The 4913-nt window shown below is 70.3% G+C and carries 4 protein-coding genes; all 4 read left to right on the forward strand.

The window, feature by feature from the left end; all coding sequences use genetic code 11:
- On the forward strand, positions 1–2090 hold a 2090-nt coding region (locus IWC96_RS03135), incomplete at its 5' end, for a prolyl oligopeptidase family protein (RefSeq protein ID WP_231378815.1).
- Positions 2091–2295: 205 nt separating this feature from the next.
- Positions 2296–3045, forward strand: coding sequence for a thioredoxin family protein (locus IWC96_RS03140; protein ID WP_148291466.1), 750 nt, complete (start codon positions 2296–2298; stop codon positions 3043–3045).
- A gap of 91 nt (positions 3046–3136) precedes the next feature.
- Entirely contained in the window at positions 3137–3928 is a 792-nt protein-coding gene (locus tag IWC96_RS03145) for a hypothetical protein (protein ID WP_021697299.1), read from the forward strand.
- An 11-nt stretch (positions 3929–3939) separates the two neighbouring features.
- Positions 3940–4913 (forward strand): hypothetical protein (locus IWC96_RS03150; protein ID WP_196838327.1); only part of this gene is annotated, 974 nt, incomplete at its 3' end.

A 4913-nucleotide genomic window follows, 5' to 3' on the forward strand; every position in this document is an offset into this window, starting at 1 on the left:
CCCCACCCCCGCATCTGCCCGCCGACCTGTCCCCCGCTTCGGTGGCCGCCGCCGACGAGTTCATCTGGCTGGAGGAGGTTCAGGGCGAGCGAGCGCTGGCCTTCGTGGAGCAGTCCAACACGCGCGCCCTGTCGCGGCTGGAAGGCGATCCGCGCTACGAGCCCTTCCGGCGCGAGGCCTACGCCATCCTGTCGGCCCAGGACCGCATCCCCACGCCCCGGTTCCAGGGCGACGGTCTGGTCAATTTCTGGCAGGACGACCAGCATCCCAAGGGCATCTGGCGACGCACGACGCGGGAGTCCTACGCTTCGGGCAACACCGAATGGGAGACCATTCTGGACATCGACGCCCTGGCCCGCGCCGAGGGGCGTGACTGGGTCTGGAAGGGCGCCGGGTGCCTGGCGCCGGACGAGCGCTACTGCCTGGTGAACCTGTCCAACGGCGGCCAGGACGCGGTCGAGGTGCGCGAGTTCGATACGCAGACCGGCCAATTCGTGGAGGGTGGCTTCCGCCTGCCCGAGGGCAAGCACCGGGTGACCTGGCTGGACGCCGACACCCTGCTGGTGGCCACCGACTTCGGCGAGGGCACCCTCACCGAGAGCGGCTATCCCTACATCGTGCGGGCTCTGTCGCGGGGCCAGTCGCTGGCGCAGGCGACGGAGATCTATCGCGGCGAACAGGGCGACGGCGGCTATGGCGTCAGCCCCTCGGTCTATCGCGGCCCCGACGGCCAGGTGGAGGCGGTGATCATCACCCGCCCGCTGGACACCTTCAACGCCGAGCGCTGGCAGGTGGTGGACGGCCAGGCCGTGCGCCTGAACCTGCCGCCCAAGGTGGACATCCACGGGACCATGGGCGACCGGCTGATCCTGACCGCCGAGGAAGACTGGACCTTCGGCGGCCACGCCATCGAGACCGGCGATCTGGCGGCCGTCCCGCTGGCGGCCCTGCGCGCTGAGACGGCCCCGGCGCTGTCGGCCTCGCCGGTGATCTTCGCGCCGACCGCCCGCCAGTCGGTCAACGGCGTGGCCATCACCAACGGCCACGTGGTGGCCAGCGTGCTGGACAATGTCTCCGGCGGACTGATCCGCTTCGCCCCCCGCGGCGGCAGCTGGACCCAGACCGCCCTGCCCACGCCCGAAAACGTCTCCGTCAGCCTGGTGGACGCCAGCCGGGGCCACGAGGACATGTTCTATTACGTCCAGGGCTTCCTGACTCCCTCGACCCTGTCCCAGGCCGATGTGGCGAGCGCCCGCTCCGAGGTCCTGCGCGAGAGCCCGGCCCGTTTCAACGCCGCGACCCATGTGGTGGAGCAGCACTCGGTCGCCTCCACCGACGGGACCGAGATTCCCTACTTCCTGGTCCGCCCGCGCGATCAGGCCAATGACGGCTCGGCGCCCACCATCCTGTTCGGCTACGGCGGCTTCAACATCCCCATGCTGCCCGGCTATGCGGGCCAGCTGGGCAAGCTGTGGCTGGAGCAGGGCGGCAGCTATGTGGTGGCCAATATCCGCGGCGGCGGCGAGTTCGGACCCGGCTGGCACCAGGCGGCCCTGAACGACAATCGCCAGCGGTCCTTCGACGATTTCGCGGCGGTGGCCCGGGACCTGATCGACCGGGGCGTCACCTCGCCCGACCATCTGGGCATCTACGGCCGCTCCAACGGCGGGGTGCTGACCTCGGTGGCCGTGACCCAGAACCCGGACCTGTTCGACGCGGCGGTGATCGAAAGCCCCCTGATCGACATGCTGCGCTATCACGAGATGCCCGCGGGGGCCTCGTGGATCGGCGAGTACGGCGACCCGCGCATCCCCGAGGAAGCCGCCTGGATCGCGGAATACTCCGCCTATCAGCAGCTGCGCCCCGAGGTGGACTATCCGGTGGTCTACATCACCACCAACACCCTGGATGACCGGGTGCACCCCGGTCACGCGCGCAAATTCGCCGCGCGTCTTGAGGCCCAGGGCCACGATCATCTGTATTTCGAGGACACCTCGGGCGGGCACAGCTATGACGCCGATCCGGCCGCCAACGCGCGGCGCTGGGCCCGGCACTATGTCTATTTCGCCCAGCAGCTGATGGACGACTGAGGCTAGAGCCTGATCGGTTGAGGTGGAATCGCTTCGCGATCCCACCGATGCCGTGAATCAGGCTCTCGCATTATGCTGGACCGAAATCTGAGCCCGGCTGGACTGCGTCCAACCGAACCGATTTCGGTCCAGGGATCACGCGCTCGGGAACCGGTTCACGCCAAGTTGAGTCCCGTTTTCGAACGCCTGGACTAGGGTGCGCGCCATGAAGGGCATCTGGGGTCTGATAACAGCCGGGGCGGCCGCAGTCGTCATGAGCGGCGCGGCGTCGTCCAGCGCGCAAACGGCCTCCGCAGGATCGGGGTCGCGTGTCTCGACGCCCGTCGAGCCCGTGGTGGTGGAGCTGTTCACCGCCCAGGGTTGCTCCGGCTGTCCAGAGGCCAACGCCCTGCTGGAAGGGCTGGCCGAACGGCCCGGCGTGATCGCCCTGACCTATGCGGTGGACTACTGGGACTATCTGGGCTGGCCCGACACCTTCGCCCAGCCCGCCTTCGCCGAACGCCAGCGGGCCTATCAGGACCGGCTTCGGCTGCGGGACGTCTACACGCCCCAGGTGATCATCGACGGCAGCCGCCAGTTCTCCGGCGCGCGCGGCGCAGAGATCGAGAGCGTGGTGGAGGAGGAAGCCGAGCGCCTGATCTTCATGCCCGAGGTGGAGTTCCGCGAAACCGGAGACCGGGTGGGCGTCGGCTCAGGCCGCGCACCCGAGGGCGGGGCCGAGGTCTGGCTGGTCCGCTATCGGTCCGGCCCCCAGATCGTGCAGGTGGGCGAGGGCGAGAACCGGGGCATCGAGGTCCGGCACGCCAATGTGGTTCGCGAGGTCACCCGCCTGGGCGAATGGCGCGGACGGCCGATCCTGCTGAGTTTGCCCGAACCGTCCGAAGACGGTCTGCACATGGCCGTGCTGGTCCAGGCCATGGACGACGGCCGCATCCTGGCGGCCGCGACCCGCTAGTTTCCGTCATATTCGATCAGTGTCCCGTGCGGGCCGCCCGGCCCAGAACAGGGGCGTGGCGCTCTGTCCGCTGGACCGGAGTCGACCTCAAGTGAAATTTCTGATCGAGTTCCGTTCGGCGAACGGTGGGGAGATCGGGGGATCCGTGGGCGTGGCGTTGAGGACATCCAGATTGCGGCGGCGTGGGCTGGTCGCCGGGGCGGCTCTGGGACTGGGGCTGGCGTTGACCGTGGGCGGAGCCCAGGCGGACGATTCCCAGCCCCGGGCCGTGGATCCTTCGTCCGACGTGGCGGAGGCGGCGGCGGTGCATCAGGCGGTGACGGCGGCGCGCGTGGCCGCCTGGGGCCGCAAGACGGGCGACGCCCAGGCCCTGACCCTGGCCGCACGGATGCTGGCCGAAATCCCTTTCCGCCATCCCGAGCCGGACCGCATCCCCGAGGCGCGCGCCGGAATGCAGGATGACCCCGGGGCCGAACCGTTCACCGTGGCCGGACTGCTGGATGAGGCCGAAACCCTGGCGCGCGGAGACGGTCAGACCCTTGAGGACATCGAGGCGGTGCGCGCCGCCGCCGCCCGGGGGGTGACGAACTCGCCGTTCGGCCAGGGGCCCGTCCTGACCCGTCGCGACGTCCAGGCCCGCCAGACCTACTGGTTCGAGGCGGACGTGACGGGCGGCGAGGTGCTGCGCGTGGCCGCCATCGGCGACGGCGACACCGACATCGACATGATCGTGCGGGCCCCTGACGGCCGCGTGCTGTGCGAGGACGGGGCCTACGACCACTTTCCGGTCTGCACCCTGACGCCGTCGGCGGACACGCGACTGAGGGTCGAGATCATCAACCGCGGCGCGGTGTGGACCCGTGTCCGCATCCTGAGCAATTGACGGGGGGCGCAATGGCCGGATCACGGATCGGGAGCCTGGCGAGGGCGGCGGGATTGGCCGCCGTGCTGGTGCTCGGCGCGGCGACGGGGGGATCGGCGCGGGTCGATGACACCTATGAGAGCCTGCGCGCCGAAGCCTTCGAGGCGGCCCAGTGGGCCATCGCCTCGGACGCCGCCGACGCCCTGGCCAAGGTGTCCGCCCGCTTCGCCCAGGGCGACGACGCCATCGGCCGGCTGGCGGAGGGGCGCGAAGCCCTGATCACCCGCCGCGACCGGCTGGAGCACGAGATCGAGCGGCTCTACGCCCTCGATGACGAGGCGTCCCGTCAGCGGCGTGAAACGGCCCGGGCCGAGTACGACCAGACCCTGGACCGCCTGCGCACCGTGGACGCCGAGATCGAGACCCGGTTCCCGGCCTATTCGGAACTGACCAGCCCCCAGGCCCTGACCGTCGAGGAGACCCAGGGCCTTCTGCGCGAGGACGAAGGGCTCCTGCTCGTGCTGGTGAACCCCGAAGCGGCCTATGTCTGGGCCCTGACGCGCGACCGGGTCGAATGGGCCCGTTCGGAATCCCTGGGCCAGGACGAGATGGCCGCGGCCGTGGCGCGGCTGCGCGCCTCCCTGACCACCGCGGCGGCGCGGGGCCAGCCCTATATCGACCCGTCCCTGCTGCAGGATCAGACCGACACCGCCTTCGACCGGGCCGAAGCCCACCGCATCTACAGCGAGCTGATCGCGCCGGTCGAGGACGTGTTCCGGGGACGATCGACCCTGATCACCGTGACCTCCGGCGACCTGTCCGCCCTGCCGCTGGCGCTGCTGCCCACCGAGGCGCCGGACGGGGCCGATGATTCCGCCGCGGCGCTGGCCGCCACGCCCTGGCTGATCGATCGCTACGCCCTGGCGGCCCTGCCGTCCGTATCCAGCCTGACGGCCCTGCGCTGTCACCTGGTGTCCGATCCCGCCCTGCGCAGTCCCGGCTGCCC

The organism is Brevundimonas sp. BAL450, from assembly GCF_015767455.1.
Classification (GTDB): domain Bacteria; phylum Pseudomonadota; class Alphaproteobacteria; order Caulobacterales; family Caulobacteraceae; genus Brevundimonas; species Brevundimonas abyssalis.

Bases quoted from the DNA above. Each gene is read 5' to 3' on its own strand.
- IWC96_RS03140 (WP_148291466.1), top strand. From the start codon at position 2,296: ATGAAGGGCATCTGGGGTCTGATAACAGCCGGGGCGGCCGCAGTCGTC.